We start from the raw sequence: 14906 nt of genomic DNA on the forward strand, positions 1-14906 counted from the left end.
CACCTGCTTGCGCCCTCTGTCCGGCGCAAGCAGGTGACCAATTGCGGGCCTCAGAGGACGAACCCGGCGGGGAACGGGTCGTCCGGGTCCAGCAGGTAGGTGGCGTTGCCGGTGATCCAGGCGCGTCCGGAGAACTCCGGCACCACGGCGGCGACACCTCCGACGGTGGTCTCGGCGACCAGTTCGCCGGTGAACGTGGTGCCGATGAACGAGCTGTTCTCGAACGGCGTGTGCAGCGGCAGCTCACCGCGGGCGTGCAGCTGGGCCATCCGGGCCGAAGTGCCGGTGCCGCACGGCGACCGGTCGAACCAGCCCGGGTGGATCGCCATAGCGTTCCGCGAAGCGCGGGCATCCGAGCCCGGGGCGAGGAACTGGACGTGCTTGCACCCGCCGATCAACGGGTCGGCCGGATGCTTCGGCGGACGCTGGTCGTTGATCGCCGCCATGATGTCCAGCCCCGCGGCGAGGATCCGGTCCTTCTCCGCCCGGTCGAACGGGATGTCCACTTGGGACAGTTCGAGGATCGCGTAGAAGTTGCCACCGTAGGCCAGGTCGTAGCGCACCTCTCCGAGACCGGGCACCTCGACGACGGCGTCGCGCTCGGCGAGGAACGACGCGACGTTGCGCAGCTTGACGCGTTCCGCGCGGCCGTCACGGACGTCGACCTCGGCGTGCACCAGCCCGGCCGGGGTGTCCAGGCGCACCACGGTCTTCGGTTCGGTCACCTCGACCATGCCGGTCTCCACCAGCACGGTCGCCACGCCGATCGTGCCGTGCCCGCACATCGGCAGGCAGCCCGACACCTCGATGTAGACCACTCCCCAGTCGGCGTCCGGCCGGGTCGGCGGCTGCAGGATCGCGCCGCTCATCGCGGAATGGCCGCGCGGCTCGTTCATCAGGAACTGCCGCAGGTGGTCCATACACGCCATGAAGTAGCGTCGGCGTTCGGCCATGGTGTCACCGGGAATGACGCCGACCCCGCCGGTCACCACCCGGGTCGGCATGCCCTCGGTGTGCGAGTCGACGGCGGTGATCGACCGGATCGACCGCACCTACGCCACCCCCAGCGAGGCGAGCGCGCGGCGCATGTCGGCGTTGACCTGTTCGTGGTGCTCGCCGGTCAGCGGGCCCCGGGGCGGACGGCACGGCCCGCCGTAGCGGCCGACGAGGTCCATCCCGAGTTTGATCGCCTGGACGAACTCGGTGCGCGAGTCCCAGCGGAACGCCGCGACCAGCGGTTCGTAGAGCGCCCTGGCCTCCTCGAGCTTGCCGGCCCTCGCCAGTTGGAACAGGCGCACCGACTCGGCCGGGAACACGTTGGGGAAGCCGGCGAACCAGCCCGTCGCGCCCATCAGCAGGCTTTCCAGCACGACGTCGTCGGCGCCGCTGATCACGTCCAGGCCCGGTGCCTGTTCGCGGATCTCCAGCACCCGCCGGACGTCACCGGAGAACTCCTTGACCGCGACCACGTTGTCGATCTGCGCGATTTCGGCCAGCAAGGCCGGGGTGAGGTCGACCTTGGTGTCGATCGGGTTGTTGTAGACCATCACCGGCAGGCCGACCGACGCCACCGCCTCGAAATGCGCGAGCACCTCGCCCCGGTTCGCGCGGTACATCGTGGGCGGCAGGCACAGCAGGCCGTCGGCGCCGTCCTCGGCCGCGACCTCGGCCCAGTGCCTGGCCTGGTGCGACCCGGGACCGTGCACACCGACGACGACGATCCCGTCCTCGCCCACGGTTTCGATCGCGGTGCGGGCCACCCGGCGGCGCTCCTCGTCGGTCAGCGACGAGTACTCGCCGAGGGAGCCGTTCGGGCCGACGCCCCGGCAGCCGTTGTCGATCAGCCACCGGCAGTGCGCGGCGTAGGCGTCGTAGTCCACGGCCAGCCCGGCGGGCGCCGACTCGTCCGCCCGGTACGGGAGAGCGGTCGCGACGACGACGCCACCGAGGTCGGGGGTGCTCATTCAGATTCTCCTTCGGTTCGGGCGGCGAGCTCGCCGAGCCGGATCGGCTGGGCGATCGGGCGGTGGTGCCGTTCGGTGCCACCGCAGAGTTCGGACACGGCCGGACCGCACATCCGGCCCTGGCACGGACCGAGTCCTGCCCGGGTGCCGAGTTTCAGGGCGTGCGAGCCGGGACAAGCCGCGTCCCCGGCCGCACGCGTCAATTCGCCGTACGTGGTTTCCTCGCAGCGGCAGACGATCGTGTCTTCGCGCAGCCAGCCTCGCCAGGCCGGGCCGATCGGATGAGCCTTGGCGAGTCGTCCGGCGAAGGCGAGGGCCCGGTCGCGCGCTCGGATCAACGCCGGGGGCGGCGCTCCCCCGGCGGCGGCGTGTCCCGCCACCGCGCCCTCGGCCGCGGCGGTGACGGCGCCACCGATACCGGTGATCTCACCCGCGGCGAAGACACCGTCCACTGTGGTCCGTTGGGCCCCGTCGACCCGGACGAAACCGCCGTCCAGGGCGCAGCCCGCGGCGACCGCCAGTTCCGGTTGCGGCACGAAGCCGTGTCCGACGCAGACCGCGTCGACCTCGTACGTCCGCTCTGTGCCGTGGATGATCGACCAGTCCGCACGGACCCCGGCGGTCACGACCTCGCGGACGCGGTCGGCGCCGCGGGCTTCGATCACGGTCCGGCCCAGCCGGTACGGGACGCGATGGCGGGCCAGCGTCGCGGCGTACCACGCCAGTTCGCTCGCCTTGCCGACGTGCGCGGCCAAGCGCCACGGACGGGACGACCATCCTTTTCGGACGGTCGAGAGCGGGTTCGCTTCGAGTACCGCGACCACCTCGGCCCCGACACCCAGCAACGATTCCGCGACCGGCAGCAGGAACGGCCCGGCCCCGGCGACGAGGACACGCCTTCCGATCGCGACCCGCTCCCCCTTGGCCAGCGCCTGCGCCGCGCCCGCGGTGTACACACCCGGGAGTTCCCAGCCCGGGAACGGCAGCGTGCGGTCGTACGCGCCGGTCGCCAGGATCAGCGCGTCCGGGACGAGGGTCAGCCGCTGCCGTCCGCCGCCGTCGGACTGTCCTCGCAGCAGGTGCACCCGGCGCTCCGCCCGGTCGAACGCCCAGACGGTGGACCCGGGCCACCACCGGCACCGCGGATGCGCGAGCATCCGGCGGCGCCGGTCGAACTCCGGTCCGCCATGCCGTGCCGCGTAGTCCTCCGGCGACATGCGGTGGTACTGGCCGCCGGGCGTTTCCGCCTGGTCCAGCACCGTGACGCGGGCACCGGCCCGCAAGGCGTGCTCGGCGGCCGCGAGCCCGGCGGGCCCGGCGCCGACGATCACCACGTGCCGGCTCACGCGTTCTCCTCCCGTGACTGGGTGCGGATCTCGTCGCCGTCGGCGGCCGGGCGGCGGCAGGCGCGGACGTCGGGCACGTCGTTGACCGTGAGCAGGCAGTCGAAGCACGCGCCGATCCCGCAGAACACGCCGCGCGGCGCACCGGAACGCGTGGTACGCCAGGAGATCCTGCCCGCGGCGAGCAGTACTCCCGCCACGCTTTGGCCCGCGATCCCGGTCAGGGCTTCGCCGTCGACGGTGATCCGGATCGGCCGGGCGCTCACGCGGCCGCCCCCGCCAATACCGCCGGGCGCGCCACGGTGAACTCTCCGACCGGCATCGCGGGCTCCGTCCCGGTGAGCAGTTCGCGCAGCAACCGCGCGGTGCCGACGCTCAGCCCGATGCCGGCGCCTTCGTGTCCGGTGGCGTGCCAGAGGTTCCCCAGCCGGGGATCCTCGCCGAGCACCGGGAGATGATCGTCCACATAGGGCCGGAATCCGCCGTACGCCCGCATCACCGCGACGTCGGCGAGCGCCGGGAACAGCCGCAGCGCCTTGACCGCGATGGCGCTCAGCACTTCCGGGCGGATCGTGTCGTCGAAGTCCACCCGGCGGCGGGACGAGCCGATCAGCACGGTGCCGCCCCAGGTCGACTCGACCACGGCGGAGGTCTGCAGTTCGCTCGAATCGGCCCCGACCGCGCCGACGTAATCGGCGTCGTAGACCTTGTGCCGGATGACACCGGGCATCGGCGTGGTCACCAGCACCTCGCCCCGGCGGGGGCGGATCGCGATCGGGGCGCCGAGCCGTGCCGAAACTTCACCGGCCCACGGGCCCGCCGCGTTCACGACGACGTCTGCCTCGATGACCTCGCCGGGCACGCGGACGCCGGTAATCCGTCCCTTGTGGACGGACGCGCCGACCACCTCGGTGTCGGACCGCAGCCGGGCGCCGTGGCGCAGCGCGGACCCGAGCAGGGCCAGCGCCGCACCCGCGGGCTGGACCTGGGCGTCCTCCGGGTAGTGGAACGCGGCGGTCACCTCGCGGGTCAGCGCGGGTTCCGCGTCAGCGACTTCCTTGGCGGACAACGGTTCCGCGCGAACCCCGGATTGCGACGCGGCGAACGCGGCGAGAGCGCGGGCGCCGTCGTCCGTGGTGGCGACCACGATGCCGCCCTTGGGGTCGTACTCGATCGCCGAAGCGGCACGCGCGTCCTCGTCGGCGATCTCGGCGACCGCCTGAGGCCACAGCACTTTCGAAAGCTTCGCGAGTTCGAGTTCGGCCCCGGGCCCCTTGTCGGAGACGAGGATGTTGCCCTCACCGTGCGAGGTGGTGCCTCCGGCGGGGCGGCCGCGATCCACGACCACGACGTCGAAGCCCGCCAGGCTCAGCTCACGGGCACACGCGGCGCCGACGATCCCCGCGCCGAGGATGACCACGCGCGTTCGGTTCATCGACCCTCCAGCGTTCGGTATAGCGAACGATCGGAGAGTAGGTTCCCTCCCGGAGAGGTGTCAATAGCTCGGGAGATGTCAGCCCTTCAGTACCGGGTGCGGCCTGCCGTCGAGCCGTTCGTCGGCGCGGTACTGCAGCAGCAGGACCGAGTGCACCGGCCCGTCCGAAGCGGTGTAGCGATGCGGCTCGCGGGCGTCGAAGGCGACGTAATCCCCCGGGCCGATCTCGACGGTCCGGCCCGCCACCTCGACCCGCAGCGAACCGGACTGCACGACGGTGTGCTCGACCCCGACGTGCCCCTGGGAGCGCTGCGGCGCGTCTCCGCGCACCACCTGGTCGTACACCTCGATGACGCCCTCACCGGTCTCGATCCGCCGCAGCGGCCGGAGGTCGACGCCCTCGCCGCTGAGCACCTCGACGTCGGCTCCGCGCACCACGGTGAGCGCGCTGCCCGCCCGGTGGTCGAGCAGGTCGGAGATCGCCACCTCCAGGACCCTGGACAGGCTGAACACGGTTTCGATGGTCGGATTGCCGCCGCCGGACTCCAGCTGCGACAGCGTCGCCTTGCCGATGCCCGACCGCCGCGACAGCTCGGACAGCGAAATCCCCCTCGCCGCCCTGGCCGCACGCAGGTTGACCGCCAGCATGTCCCGGATCGAGGGCGCCTCGTCCTCCACTGCCGTTCCCCTGTCGTTCGTCAAACCGTACGACCGGAGGGCGAATCGTTCGCTTTGCCGATCGAGTTCGCGGATATCATGACACGGCTAACGACGGGGAGGGCATAGCCGCGGCCGATGGGGCGACGCGATGGTGGGCGGCTCCGGCCGCGATGAAACTCCTTCACCAACCGGTGTGTCACCGTCGACACAGGGTCACGGGCGCACCGTCGGTTCCCTCCAGCGAGGAGATTCCCGTGCAGCTGATCCGCAGATCCGCAGGCCGACGACTTCGGGCGTTCGGCGCGGTGCTCGTCACCACCCTCGGGCTGACAGCGGCCGTGGCCACCGCCCCGGCGACGGCGGCCGCGAACGCCTGTCTCACCGGCACACTCGCCTTCGACCATCTCGGCGCGGAAGCCGGAACCGGCAAACCCGTGCGCACGCAGGTGGCGCGGAACGCGAACTGGGAGCTTTGGGGGCGCACCGGTTCCGGCGCGGCGAGCAGGCTGGCCGAGGGGATCACCGGCGCGTCGGACGGCCGCTTCACCGCCTGCCACACCGCATCCCTCGCCGAGGCGTACGTCAGGTTCCGGTCGAGCAGCACGTCGATGTGGCGGGTCGTCAAAGCCGCGAACAACACCACCGACTACACGTTCGACTCGGCACGCCGCACCAACGTGTCCGGCACCCAGGACCTCGGCACGGTGAAGGTGCCGTCCACGCTGCAGCGGGCGTGGAAGGTGGTCGACACGCTCAACGTCCTCTACTGGAAGCGCGCGAACCCCACTTCGTCCTGCTGGACGAGCCGCCAGTCCGACGGCCGCTGTGACCGGATCACGTTCGTCTGGGATCCGAAGGTCGCCGACGGCGGCTATTGGGACTACTCGAACACGAACTACGTCTTCCTCGGCGCGACGATGCCGGACTCGAAGCATCTCGTACTCCACGAAGCCGGGCACTGGCTGCAGTGGCAGCTCTACGGGCGCGGCTTCCCCGTGGTCGACGACTGCAATCCGCACTACATCGAGAAGCACAGTTCGGAATCGTGCGCGTGGACCGAAGGGTTCGCCGACGCCGTCGCCGCCTACGCCCTCGGCGACTACCGCTACGTCTACGACAACGGCAGCTCCTACAGCTTCCGGAACGACGCTTCGACGCCCGGCTGGGACGCCGGCGACACCGTGCAGGGCCGGGTCGGCTCGTCCCTGCTGGACCTGTGGGCCTCGAACGGGCCGGACGGCGGGAACTGGAACCGCACGATCGCGCTGATGACCCGCGACTTCAGCCAGGACTTCCGCGAGTACTTCACCGAAGACCGGCCGGCCGCCGGGCTGCCCACGACCGGCGCGGCCGGACGGATCCTCGCCGGGCACACGATCTCGTACTGAGCTGAAGGGGACTTTCCCCGCATGCCATGCGGGGAAAGCGTCCTTCAGTTCCTGGCGGCCCGGACCCAGGCGGTGACCTCGTCGGCGGTCGAGGGGAAACCGCCGGAGAGCAGGTCGTGCCCGGATCCGGTGACCACGACGTTGTCCTCGATGCGGATGCCGAGGCCGCGCAGTTCCGGCGGCACCGTGCGGTCGCCGGCGTGGAAGTACAGACCGGGCTCCACCGCCAGCGCCATGCCCTCGGCGAGCGTGCCTTGGCGATAGGCGCCGGGACTCGCGGAGGCGCAGTCGTGGACGTCCAGTCCCAGGAAGTGGCCGGTCCCGCAGACGATGTACCGCCGATGCTGCTGCCCGTCCGGCGACAGCGCCTCGTCCACCGACACCGGAAGCAGGCCCCAATCGTGCAACCCCGACGCGAGCACGCCGAGCGCCGTCGTCTGGAAGGCGGCGAAGTCCTGACCCGGGCGCACCTCCGCCAGTGCCGCGAGATGCGCCTTGTGCACCAGGTCGTAGACGTCGCGCCGGGCCGTCGTGAACTCCCCGCCGACCGGGAAGGTACGGGTGATGTCGGCCGTGTACAAGGAATCCAGCTCGACCCCCGCGTCGAGCAGCAGGAGGCTGTCTTCGGTCACCTGTCCGTCGCAGCGCGTCCAGTGCAGGATCGGCGCGTGCGGACCGGCCGCGACGATGGAGGTGTAGCCGGGGCCGGTGCCCTCGGTGCGGGCACGCCGGTCGAAGGTGCCCTGCAGCCAGCGTTCCCCGCCACCGCGGACCGCCTCCGGCAACGCGGCCAGCACGTCCGCGAAGCCGAGCGAGGTGGCGTCGACAGCGTCGCGCAACTGGCCGATCTCCCACTCGTCCTTGATCCGGCGCAGGTCCGCGAGGGCCGTCCGGAGCCGTTCACTGTGGCCGAAGCCGTACGCGTCGAGCGCGGGATCGACCCCGGCGCCGACCAGGAAGCTCGGGTTCCGCCCGCGCAAGCCGTGCGGGAGGTCCTCCAGCGGACGGCATTCGATGCCGAGCGCGTCGCCGTACGCGGCGGGTCCGGCGGCGGTGCCGACCCACAACGGGCTGGTGTCGGCGTCGCCCACGAAGTCGGGCTCGTCCGGCTCGGCCGGGCGCGGGACGTACAGCGTGGCGTGATGGCTGTCCCCCGCCGGGGTCAGCACCAGGATCGCGCCTTCGCGCTGGCAGCCGGTGAGCCAGACGAAGTCGCTGTCGGCGCGGAAGCCGTGGAAGGTGTCGTTGGACCGCACGACGGCGCGGCCTGCCGCGAGCGCGATCCGCTGTCCGGGCAGTTCCGCGGACAACCTGCCGCGATGGGCGGCCGCGGCCTCGGCGGTGCCCGATGGCACCGCGACGGTGGTATCGGCGGGCTCCCAGCCTTCGCGGATCCAGTTACGGAACCCCTTGGCGGCCAGCAGCGCGCGCAGATCCGGCCGGGTTCGGTCGCCGGTCATCGGCTCCCCTTTCACGTTGTCGGAGTCCTCGCCGCACCCTCACACCGCGAAGTCGTCCGGCGTAATGACCGGCGGCGATAGACTCCGTCTATGGCCCTGGAGATCCGGCACCTGCGGGCGATCTGCGCCATCGCCGAAGCGGGCAGCCTCTCGCAGGCGGCCGCCGCGCTCGGCATGTCCCAGCCGTCGCTGACCTCGCTGCTCCAGCGGCTCGAACGGCAGATCGGCGCGCCGCTGTTCGTCCGCAGCCATACGGGCGTGACCCCGACCCCGTTCGGCGAGCAGACGCTGCGCCGCGCGCTGACCCTGCTCGTGGAGTTCGACCGGTTCGAAAGCGATCTGCTCGGCGCGCTGGGCGACGGCCCGGTCCGGCTCGGATCGTCCCAAATGGACTGCCTGCCGACCTTCGTGGAGCGGCTGGACGACGCGTTGCCGGGGCTCGACGTGACAGTCCATGTGGAACCGTCGAGCGCGGTGCTGGCGCAGGCGCTGGCCCGCGCGACCCTCGACATCGCCGTCATCGCCATGTCCGACGACCAGGAAGTGCCGCTGGCGAAGCATCTGGGCCATCGTGTGCTGTTCTCCTGGGTGCCTGTCTTCATCGGGCTTCCCGCCCGGCATCGGCTCGCCGACAGTTTCGAGGTCGACCTCGCCGATCTCGCGGACGAAGCGTGGATCGGGCCGCCGGGCCCCGAGGACGGCTCGCTGACGTCGCTGCGCGCGGCGACCCATCGTGCCGGGTTCACGCCGCGGATCCGCTTCGAATGCCCCAACGGCGGCGGACGGCACCTGATCGCCGCCGGGCAGGCGGTGCAACTCGTGGAACCCACCGCGCCCGAACTGCCGGGTATGGTCGTCCGGCCGTTGAAGGACGACCCCATGCGGATGCGGCTGGTGCTGTCCTGGCGCAAGGAACGGCTGACGTGGGACCAGGCGGAAAACGTGTACCGCGCGATGATGACGTCGTACACGCGGCACGCCATGGCGTCGACACCGTTCCGGACCTGGTGGGAACGGCGGCGGGACTCCCGGTCCTGGGACGGGCTGGTGGACTTCTTCCGCGCGACCGGTGCTTGAGGCCGGGAAACGACCGCTTTCGAACAGCTTGTAACCCGATCCCGCTTCGCCGCGATTGACCTCCCGTACCGGGCGAACGGAGACGGGAGATGATGACGCAACGGCTGTGGCTGGGACTGGCGGTCGTCTACACGAGCACCGCCGTGATCCAGCTCTACCTACTCGCCAGCACCGGCGCCGTCTGGGCCGGGACACTCACCGCGGCAGGCTTCGTGGCGGCACTCCTGTGCGTCCTCGCCGCGTGGAAGGCCTCGAAACGAGAACGGGACAACACCGGGAAAGCAGACTCGCACCAGCCCTAGGGATACGTGGCGGCCCAAGGCTCTTCTTCGAGACGGACACCGTTGGCGACGTAGGCGATCGTCCGGTACCAGCCCGCGAGCACCAGGAACTCCAGGAGCTGCGGAACCGGATAGTGCTCGGCGAGCGCGGCCCACACGTCGCCGGAAACCGTTGCCGTGTCGTGGAGTTCGTCGACGGCGGCGATCAGGGCCCGATGCCGCGCGGACCACGCCGGATGCCCGGAGTCGCCGGACACGGTCGCCTCGACCTGTTCCGGCGTCAGCCCGACCCCGGCTGCGAAAACCGCTGCGTGGACACCCCATTCGTAGCGGCATCCGCATCGTGCGGTCACCCGCGCGATGACGATTTCCCGGTCCAGCGCGGGTAGTTCGCCGTGCGCGAGCAACCCCGCGCCGAGGACGCGCATCCGCGACGCCAGCTCCGGATGGTGCTGCAGCAACCGGAACAGCGTCAGCGGCTCCCGCGCCACGCCGGGCGGCATCCACTTCCGGAGGGCTTGTTCGACGTCCGCCTCGTAGGGCGGGGCGAGCGGTGCGATGCGGGCCATGACCACCTCGGGTGCTTCGACTTTCGAACCACTATGATGCTTCTGAAGTCGAAGCACAAGGGGGCGGCATGCCCGAGGATCCGATCCCGCGTCCCGGACGGCCGGTCCGCGGCTCCGAAACCGGTCGCCCGCTCATGGCCGCGCTCGACCTGCTGGGACGCCGGTGGACCCTGCGGGTGATCTGGGAACTGCGCCAGGGCGACGTCGGGTTCCGCGAACTCCAGCGACGCTGCGAGCGCATGTCGTCGAGCGTGCTCGCCACCCGGCTCGGCGAGCTCACCGAAGCCCGCATCGTCGAAACCGGCGGGGAGGGTTACCGTCTGACACCACTGGGCGAACAGCTCCTCGACGCGCTGCACCCACTCGAAAACTGGGGCCTCGCCTGGGAAAAGGCCTTAGGCGAGTGATCATGCGCAGGCGTGAATCATGCCTTGATCACCACACTCGGTATTGCCAGGCGAAGTGAACGGCGTACGGTGAGTAGTACGTAGGTTGAGTCCACCAGCCCGCGCGAACGACCCGCATGTCCGCGGTTCCGCTCCTTTCACAGGGCGACGCGGCGGCGAGTTGACTTGCGCAGCAGTTGTGCAGGCTTACCCGTTGTCCGTCTCGTCCCCGGCTATCCGGGAGACAGCATCATGACCGACCGAATCCCCTTCACGCGGGGCAGCCGAGACGGCCCCGTCCTCCGCACCGTCATCCACTCCGTGGTTCCGCGGCCCCGTCCGGCGGACGAACTCCTGCTGCGGGTCCGGCGGACCCGATGGAGTGAAGACGTCCTCGTCGTCTCCGCGACCGGCGAGATCGACCTCGCCACCGCCGGACGGCTCGAGCGCGCCCTGCGGGGCGACCTCCCCGCCGCCACGGTGCTCGACCTCACCCAGGTCAGTTTCCTCGGCGTCGCCGGGTTGCGGGTCATCGAATCCGCCGCAGCCCGCGCCCACTCGGAACACCGCACGACCGGGGTCGTCGCCGACACCCGGCCCGTACTGAGGCTGCTGCACCTGTTCGGCGTCGAGACGCAAATCCCCGTCTACCGGCACCTCGACAGCGCGATCCGCGAAGTACCGAAGTCCTTGCCCGCGCCGAATCCCTGAGCCGCTGGAACGTTCAGGATCCGGCGAGTGGCAGAAGCGTGGAAAGTCCCGTCTTCAAGGCCAATCGCCGGATCGTTGGCGACGGCAGGAAACTCAGGTCGACGCCTTGGGTGACACACCGGTCGTTGATCCTGACCAGGGTCGCCAAACCGGTGGAATCGCAGAACTCCACGCCTTCGAGGTCGACGACGAGCCGACCGGGCACGGGTTCCAGCGCCTCCTCGAACGTCTCCTTGAGATCTTCGGACGTCGTCAGGTCGATCTCGCCCGCCACCTCGATGACGACCTCGGCGCCATCCGGCCTGGCGACGGTCACCGAGAACGGAACCTCCCGGTTGTCGCCGTCTCCGCTCGTCACCGTCATCCACCCCTCACGATCGGCACCCCGAGAGTCCCGAAGATATCGGATGGCGGCGCCCGCCCGCGCGGCACTCGCGTCCCGATTCCGGCGGTGCCTTAGCCTGGTCGATGGATCCGGCGGTCGTGGACCGCGGCGGACGAGGAGGAGAGCTCCGTGATGCCGATCGACGAGCCGGTGCGCAAAAGCACCGACGAGCTGGTCCTCGAGGTCGCCGCCGTCCCCGCCCAAGCAGCCGCGTTGCGGGATCTCCTGGCGAACTGGGCCCTCGAACGAGGCCTCCCCCGAGAGCTGGCCGAGGATCTCAAACTCACCGCCTACGAAGCGATGACGAACGTCGTCAAGCACGCCTATCCGGACGGCACCGACGACAACGCCATGACCGTCACCGCCACCCACGAAGACGGCCACGTCAAGATCACCGTCGCCGACGAGGGCCGCTGGCGCGACGGCCGCCGCCCGGACGGTGGACGCGGCCTGCCGATCATCCGGGCCTTCGCGCCGGAGGCGTCGGTGACGAGCACGCCCACCGGGACCATCGTCCGGCTCGCCTGGCCCTGCCCCTCCCGCTGACAAGCACGGGCGCCCCGTATCGGAGCGCCCGTCCTGTATTTCAGCCCACCAGGGGGTCGGCGAGGATCCCGTTGACCCAGCTGCCCGGACGCGTGGCGGCGTCCTGGCGCAGCACAGGCAGCCCGGACGGCCAGTCCACGCTCAATGCCTCGGTCTGACCCGGCGGGATGGTCACCAGCTTCGAGGGTGTCCAGGACGTGGAGCCTCCGCTGCCGACCGAACCCGGCGTCGGGGACAGCACGGTGACGGTCGCGGTCGCCGTCGAACCCGGCGGGACCTCGTTGACGCGCACGCCGTTGTCCACCCGCTGCAGGTGGTAGACCGGTCCGTTCGGGTCGCCCGGACCGACCAGGTCGACACCGGGCACCCCGTGCAGGCCGCAGGAGCGCGACGAGATGTTCTTGAAGGCCAGCGGAACGTCGTACTGGCCCGTCGACTCTTCGAGCTGCTTCGGCTCACCCAAGGAGACAGCGAGATCCGCCGTGCCGCACCGCGTCGCGGCGGCTTCGGCCGGGACGGCCGCCGTCAGCGCGAGCGTTCCGGTGAGCACCGCGACACCCAGGGAAACACGTTTGATCTGCTTGCCGGACATGGTTTCCTCCCTCGATCAGCGAGATTCAGGCGGCGGTGACGGCGGTGACCTGGACGGTGGCGCCCTTCAGCGGCCCGCCGGCGGGCCAGTCCGCGACGACGGGAACACCGCCCGGCCCGGTCGGCAGATCGAAGGTGACCGTCGTCGGCGTGCGCGGGTTCGGCGCCTCGGCGGAGGCCTGCACGACGCGTGACACCGCCGGGTGCCCGTCGCGCAGGTTCACCGGTGCCGCGTTCGCCGCGGTGGCGTCCGGCACGGCGGCGACGTCGTCGATCAGCTGCCCGTCATCGACGAACGTCAGCGCGGTGGGCGCGCCCTGGAGCTTGCAGTTCGTGGTCGGCGACGCCGCGGTGTAGGTGAGGACGTAGGCCTCGTGGCCCGCCGAGTGCGACGGATCCGGCGTCACCGTCATCTCGACGTCGGAGGCGCCGCAAAGCTTGTCGCTCGGCATCGCTCCGGCGACACCGCCCGCGACCAGGAGCCCACCGGTGACCAGTCCTCCGACGGTCATCGCCGCGGCCGCTCGCTTCACCTGGACGTTCATGACATCTCCTCCCGCTCGGTGATCGATTCACGTTGATCGAACTCACTGGGAAAGATGCCCACCTACGCCGGGAAGATGCGTGAAGATGATGTTGATCCCCCGAAAGCAACCCCGAGGAGTGACGAGCGTCTTTACGAACGTCGAGCCGCGTGCGCGGCCCAGCGGCCGTCGATGCGGTGGACCTGGACGTCCCGTTCGTAACAGGCGGACAGCCCCTCGTCGGTGAGGACCTCGTCGATCGGCCCCGCGCCGGTGACCTTGCCGCGGCGCACCATCAGGGCGTGCGTGGCCGTCGCCGGGATCTCCTCCAGGTTCTCCAGCGCCATCAGGAGATCCTCGCGGCCCGGCAGGTCGAGACCGGCGAACGGCTCGTCCAGCAGGAGCAGCAGCGGGTCGGCCATGAGCGCCCTGGCGAGCCGGACACGGGCGCGTTCACCCTGTGAGCACACCCGTACCGGCCGGTCGCGCAGTTCGGTGCAGCCGACCAGTTCGAGCAGTTTCGAGGGCCCTGTCCCGGATCGCGTCGTCGTAGCGGTCCCACAGCGGGAGGACGCTTCCGCCGAACCCGGTGAGCACCACCGTGTGCGCGTCGTGGTTCTCCGCGTCGGGCAGTCGCTGATTGGCCCCGACGAAGCCGATGTGCGTCCGCACGTCACGCAGGTCGACCGCGCCCATGCGGTGGCCGAGCACGACCGCCGTGCCCGCGCTGGGGAACCGCTGTGTCGAGGCCACCGAAAGGATCGTCGACTTCCCGGCGCCGTTGCGGCCGAGGACGACCCAGCGCTGGCCGTAGTCCACCCGCCGGTCCGTCGAGGTTCGGCCGGACGAAGACGGGCTTGTGCACGGGACCTCCTCGGACCGGACTGACCGCGGTTCATGATCGCAGGGCGCGCGGCCCGGTCCCGGCCGGGGTCCGATCATCCGACGATGTCGTAGACCAGCTTCTGGACGCCGTTGCCGTAGGACTCGCTCTCGACGAGTTCGAGGCTCTGCTTGTCCTTGTCGGTGTCACTGAACAGCTTCTTGCCCGCGCCGAGCAGGACCGGGAACACCAGCAGGTGGTAGCGGTCGAGCAGGCCGGCGTCGGCGAGGTTCCGGTTCAGTTCCGCGCTGCCGTGGACGATGATCGGCCCGCCTTCGGTCTCCTTGAGCTTCGCGACGTCCTCCAGCGAACGCAGGATCGTGGTCTCGCCCCAGTTGCCGACGAGGTCCTCCTCCCGCAGCGTGGTCGAAACGACGTACTTCGGCATCGCGTTGTAGCCGGCGAATTCGGCGGTCATGTCCGGCCACACCGGCGAAAACGCCTGGTAGCTGACGCGACCCAGCAGCATCGCCGTGGCCTCGCCCTGTTCACGGCCCTTGAGCTCGTAGGCCGCTTCGTCGAACTCGATGCCGTTGAAGGTCCAGCCGGAATTGCGGTAGCCCGGCTCCCCGCCGGGCCCTTCGACGACGCCGTCGAGCGAGACGAACGCGGTGGCGATCAGGGTGCGCATCTGGTTTCTCCTTGGTGGTTCCGAACTGCTTTCGACACTGCGTCGACCGGGAACCGGCGGATTCGACACCGT

Annotated in this window: 20 protein-coding genes; 6 read left to right on the plus strand and 14 right to left on the minus strand. The window is 70.5% G+C overall.

Going from position 1 to position 14906, the window contains the following annotated elements:
* Positions 1-50: 50 nt before the first annotated feature.
* From ACFOSH_RS02710 to ACFOSH_RS02735, 6 genes are all read right to left on the minus strand, one after another.
* Positions 51-1052 carry a proline racemase family protein gene (locus ACFOSH_RS02710; RefSeq protein WP_378236995.1) on the minus strand — a complete coding sequence of 334 codons (1002 nt, stop codon included), beginning with the start codon at positions 1050-1052 and terminating at the stop codon, positions 51-53.
* On the minus strand, positions 1053-1964 hold the full coding sequence (locus tag ACFOSH_RS02715) for a dihydrodipicolinate synthase family protein (protein WP_378236996.1): 912 nt from the start codon (positions 1962-1964) through the stop codon (positions 1053-1055).
* Entirely contained in the window at positions 1961-3310 is a 1350-nt protein-coding gene (locus ACFOSH_RS02720) for an FAD/NAD(P)-dependent oxidoreductase (protein ID WP_378236997.1), read from the minus strand. Before ACFOSH_RS02720 ends, ACFOSH_RS02715 begins: the two co-directional genes overlap by 4 nt.
* Positions 3307-3573: a (2Fe-2S)-binding protein gene (locus ACFOSH_RS02725; protein WP_378236998.1), complete on the minus strand. Its 267-nt coding sequence runs from the start codon at positions 3571-3573 to the stop codon at positions 3307-3309. Before ACFOSH_RS02725 ends, ACFOSH_RS02720 begins: the two co-directional genes overlap by 4 nt.
* Positions 3570-4742, minus strand: a complete 1173-nt coding sequence (locus ACFOSH_RS02730) for an NAD(P)/FAD-dependent oxidoreductase (RefSeq protein WP_378236999.1) — start codon at positions 4740-4742, stop codon at positions 3570-3572. Before ACFOSH_RS02730 ends, ACFOSH_RS02725 begins: the two co-directional genes overlap by 4 nt.
* Positions 4743-4820: 78 nt before the next feature.
* Complete coding sequence (locus tag ACFOSH_RS02735; RefSeq protein ID WP_378237000.1) at positions 4821-5420, minus strand: helix-turn-helix domain-containing protein; 600 nt, start codon at positions 5418-5420, stop codon at positions 4821-4823.
* Between the two features lie 236 nt (positions 5421-5656).
* Here ACFOSH_RS02735 and ACFOSH_RS02740 point away from each other — a divergent pair, with 236 nt between their 5' ends.
* Positions 5657-6790: a metalloprotease gene (locus ACFOSH_RS02740; RefSeq protein WP_378237001.1), complete on the plus strand. Its 1134-nt coding sequence runs from the start codon at positions 5657-5659 to the stop codon at positions 6788-6790.
* A gap of 44 nt (positions 6791-6834) precedes the next feature.
* On the opposite strand, the gene ACFOSH_RS02745 is transcribed toward ACFOSH_RS02740, so the two are convergent.
* Positions 6835-8250, minus strand: a complete 1416-nt coding sequence (locus ACFOSH_RS02745; protein WP_378237002.1) for an aminopeptidase P family protein — start codon at positions 8248-8250, stop codon at positions 6835-6837.
* A gap of 90 nt (positions 8251-8340) precedes the next feature.
* Between ACFOSH_RS02745 and ACFOSH_RS02750 the strand changes: the two genes are divergently transcribed.
* Together ACFOSH_RS02750 and ACFOSH_RS02755 are read left to right on the plus strand one after the other, a co-directional pair.
* On the plus strand, positions 8341-9327 hold the full coding sequence (locus ACFOSH_RS02750) for a LysR family transcriptional regulator (protein ID WP_378237003.1): 987 nt from the start codon (positions 8341-8343) through the stop codon (positions 9325-9327).
* A gap of 89 nt (positions 9328-9416) precedes the next feature.
* Positions 9417-9629: a hypothetical protein gene (locus ACFOSH_RS02755; protein WP_378237004.1), complete on the plus strand. Its 213-nt coding sequence runs from the start codon at positions 9417-9419 to the stop codon at positions 9627-9629.
* Here ACFOSH_RS02755 and ACFOSH_RS02760 read toward each other — a convergent pair.
* The gene (locus ACFOSH_RS02760; RefSeq protein ID WP_378237005.1) at positions 9626-10177 is read right to left on the minus strand and encodes a carboxymuconolactone decarboxylase family protein; all 552 of its coding nucleotides are present in this window, start codon (positions 10175-10177) and stop codon (positions 9626-9628) included. The genes ACFOSH_RS02755 and ACFOSH_RS02760 overlap by 4 nt on opposite strands.
* A 68-nt stretch (positions 10178-10245) precedes the next feature.
* Between ACFOSH_RS02760 and ACFOSH_RS02765 the strand changes: the two genes are divergently transcribed.
* Together ACFOSH_RS02765 and ACFOSH_RS02770 are read left to right on the plus strand one after the other, a co-directional pair.
* Entirely contained in the window at positions 10246-10584 is a 339-nt protein-coding gene (locus ACFOSH_RS02765; protein ID WP_378237006.1) for a winged helix-turn-helix transcriptional regulator, read from the plus strand.
* Between the two features lie 231 nt (positions 10585-10815).
* Positions 10816-11274 (plus strand): STAS domain-containing protein, encoded by a 459-nt coding sequence (locus tag ACFOSH_RS02770; RefSeq protein WP_378237007.1) that lies wholly within the window; start codon positions 10816-10818, stop codon positions 11272-11274.
* A 13-nt stretch (positions 11275-11287) separates the two neighbouring features.
* On the opposite strand, the gene ACFOSH_RS02775 is transcribed toward ACFOSH_RS02770, so the two are convergent.
* A complete protein-coding gene (locus ACFOSH_RS02775) occupies positions 11288-11638 on the minus strand; it encodes an STAS domain-containing protein (protein ID WP_378237008.1) in 351 nt (116 codons plus the stop codon).
* A gap of 153 nt (positions 11639-11791) precedes the next feature.
* Between ACFOSH_RS02775 and ACFOSH_RS02780 the strand changes: the two genes are divergently transcribed.
* On the plus strand, positions 11792-12205 hold the full coding sequence (locus ACFOSH_RS02780; RefSeq protein WP_378237009.1) for an ATP-binding protein: 414 nt from the start codon (positions 11792-11794) through the stop codon (positions 12203-12205).
* Between the two features lie 40 nt (positions 12206-12245).
* Here ACFOSH_RS02780 and ACFOSH_RS02785 read toward each other — a convergent pair whose 3' ends face one another.
* The 5 genes from ACFOSH_RS02785 to ACFOSH_RS02805 all read right to left on the minus strand — a co-directional run bounded on the left by ACFOSH_RS02785 (position 12246) and on the right by ACFOSH_RS02805 (position 14834).
* Positions 12246-12797, minus strand: coding sequence for a DUF4232 domain-containing protein (locus ACFOSH_RS02785; protein ID WP_378237010.1), 552 nt, complete (start codon positions 12795-12797; stop codon positions 12246-12248).
* Positions 12798-12822: 25 nt separating this feature from the next.
* Complete coding sequence (locus ACFOSH_RS02790) at positions 12823-13341, minus strand: DUF4232 domain-containing protein (RefSeq protein WP_378237012.1); 519 nt, start codon at positions 13339-13341, stop codon at positions 12823-12825.
* Positions 13342-13472: 131 nt separating this feature from the next.
* On the minus strand, positions 13473-13790 hold the full coding sequence (locus tag ACFOSH_RS02795; RefSeq protein ID WP_378237013.1) for an ATP-binding cassette domain-containing protein: 318 nt from the start codon (positions 13788-13790) through the stop codon (positions 13473-13475).
* Positions 13774-14139, minus strand: coding sequence for an ATP-binding cassette domain-containing protein (locus ACFOSH_RS02800; RefSeq protein WP_378237015.1), 366 nt, complete (start codon positions 14137-14139; stop codon positions 13774-13776). The genes ACFOSH_RS02795 and ACFOSH_RS02800 overlap by 17 nt, the downstream gene beginning before the upstream one ends.
* A gap of 119 nt (positions 14140-14258) precedes the next feature.
* Complete coding sequence (locus tag ACFOSH_RS02805) at positions 14259-14834, minus strand: dihydrofolate reductase family protein (RefSeq protein ID WP_378237016.1); 576 nt, start codon at positions 14832-14834, stop codon at positions 14259-14261.
* Positions 14835-14906: the final 72 nt, after the last annotated feature.

Origin of the sequence: Amycolatopsis speibonae, from assembly GCF_042647925.1 — a bacterium.
In the GTDB taxonomy this organism is placed as follows: Bacteria; Actinomycetota; Actinomycetes; order Mycobacteriales; family Pseudonocardiaceae; genus Amycolatopsis; species Amycolatopsis speibonae.

What these genes read in the sequence shown, in the direction of transcription:
- ACFOSH_RS02775 (WP_378237008.1), bottom strand. Translation starts at nt 11,638, where the DNA reads ATGACGGTGACGAGCGGAGACGGCGACAACCGGGAGGTTCCGTTCTCG.
- ACFOSH_RS02760 (WP_378237005.1), bottom strand. Translation starts at nt 10,177, where the DNA reads ATGGCCCGCATCGCACCGCTCGCCCCGCCCTACGAGGCGGACGTCGAA.
- ACFOSH_RS02780 (WP_378237009.1), top strand. Translation starts at nt 11,792, where the DNA reads ATGCCGATCGACGAGCCGGTGCGCAAAAGCACCGACGAGCTGGTCCTC.
- ACFOSH_RS02755 (WP_378237004.1), top strand. Translation starts at nt 9,417, where the DNA reads ATGATGACGCAACGGCTGTGGCTGGGACTGGCGGTCGTCTACACGAGC.
- ACFOSH_RS02790 (WP_378237012.1), bottom strand. Translation starts at nt 13,341, where the DNA reads ATGAACGTCCAGGTGAAGCGAGCGGCCGCGGCGATGACCGTCGGAGGA.
- ACFOSH_RS02785 (WP_378237010.1), bottom strand. Translation starts at nt 12,797, where the DNA reads ATGTCCGGCAAGCAGATCAAACGTGTTTCCCTGGGTGTCGCGGTGCTC.
- ACFOSH_RS02770 (WP_378237007.1), top strand. Translation starts at nt 10,816, where the DNA reads ATGACCGACCGAATCCCCTTCACGCGGGGCAGCCGAGACGGCCCCGTC.
- ACFOSH_RS02765 (WP_378237006.1), top strand. Translation starts at nt 10,246, where the DNA reads ATGCCCGAGGATCCGATCCCGCGTCCCGGACGGCCGGTCCGCGGCTCC.
- ACFOSH_RS02730 (WP_378236999.1), bottom strand. Translation starts at nt 4,742, where the DNA reads ATGAACCGAACGCGCGTGGTCATCCTCGGCGCGGGGATCGTCGGCGCC.
- ACFOSH_RS02745 (WP_378237002.1), bottom strand. Translation starts at nt 8,250, where the DNA reads ATGACCGGCGACCGAACCCGGCCGGATCTGCGCGCGCTGCTGGCCGCC.
- ACFOSH_RS02805 (WP_378237016.1), bottom strand. Translation starts at nt 14,834, where the DNA reads ATGCGCACCCTGATCGCCACCGCGTTCGTCTCGCTCGACGGCGTCGTC.
- ACFOSH_RS02715 (WP_378236996.1), bottom strand. Translation starts at nt 1,964, where the DNA reads ATGAGCACCCCCGACCTCGGTGGCGTCGTCGTCGCGACCGCTCTCCCG.
- ACFOSH_RS02750 (WP_378237003.1), top strand. Translation starts at nt 8,341, where the DNA reads ATGGCCCTGGAGATCCGGCACCTGCGGGCGATCTGCGCCATCGCCGAA.